Raw genomic sequence first — 1111 nt, 5'->3', positions numbered from 1 at the left:
TTCCGGCACTTTCTAAGCTACAAATGTCTATGTTGATTTCTTCCTCATTATTCCCTATTGCCTATTCTCTATTGCCTATTCCCTATTGCCTATTCCCTATTGCCTATTCCCTATCTCCTTTTTATATTTTCTGATACATTCAATCTCTTAGTGTTATGAACATCTGAATTATAAATTCTAAATTTTGAATTCTAAATTCTGAATTCTGAATAATTTTATAGTTTTCCACAGACGTTTTAAGTATAATTTTCCTAGAGTTGCCAGAATAATAGTTCCTGCTTGAAAGCTACCTTTTATAGTACCCGATATTTTTGAACGCCCGCCTTGACGACGACGATAACCAACAGGAATTTCACTAATTTTAAAACCACATTCTACCGCTCGAGCTTGCATTTCTACAGTCCAACCAAAACCTCGATCACGCATTCTTATTCTTTCTAAACTAGACTTCCGAATTAAACGCAGTGGCCCTAAATCTTGATACCAATATCCCCATCCTAAACCTATTAGAAAAGTAGCTAATTTATTGCCAAAGTTTTGTACAGGAGTCATGGCAGATCTGCCTGCTTTAGTCGCACGGCGATCGCCTAAGATTAAATCATATTTATTAGTAGCAGCTAAAAATTTTGGTAGTTGTTTTAAATCATCACTACCATCCCCATCACAAAATAAAATCCAATCACATTCTAAAGGTGTATTTTGAATACCACGCCAACAAGCTCTACCATAACCTGCTATGGGTTCTCGGATAACTTTTGCACCTGCGTTGATAGATTTTTCTACACTTTTATCTGTACTACCATTATCAACTACCATGATTTTTGTTAGTCCGTAAAATTGCAAGGACTTAATAACATTTGCGATGGTATGTTCTTCGTTAAGAACAGGAATAATTACGAATATTCTCTCTAAAAACATTTGTTTTAATTTTTTTTTGAATAATAAAACGGAAAGGATTCAGCCGTCATTTATTAGCTTTGAGCTATTAATTTATTATCTTTGAAAGAGGAAGTAAAATTCAAAGATTGAGTAAAAATTCAAAGTTACTTTCAAAGCAAATTAGCTAATTTTATTGACTGATTCAAAACCTATTAGTGGATTAGGATATAGA

General features: G+C 33.4%; 1 protein-coding gene. It reads right to left on the bottom strand.

The genetic code is table 11. The features are described 5' to 3' along the window. Window positions 1-177 precede the first annotated feature (177 nt). Window positions 178-918: a glycosyltransferase family 2 protein gene (locus F6K40_RS39485; RefSeq protein ID WP_293145558.1), complete on the bottom strand. Its 741-nt coding sequence runs from the start codon at window positions 916-918 to the stop codon at window positions 178-180. Window positions 919-1111: the final 193 nt, after the last annotated feature.

The organism is Okeania sp. SIO3I5, from assembly GCF_010672085.1.
GTDB lineage: Bacteria > Cyanobacteriota > Cyanobacteriia > Cyanobacteriales > Microcoleaceae > Trichodesmium.
This window is presented reverse-complemented; position numbering and strand designations above follow the sequence as displayed.

What these genes read in the sequence shown, in the direction of transcription:
- F6K40_RS39485 (WP_293145558.1), bottom strand. Translation starts at nt 918, where the DNA reads ATGTTTTTAGAGAGAATATTCGTAATTATTCCTGTTCTTAACGAAGAA.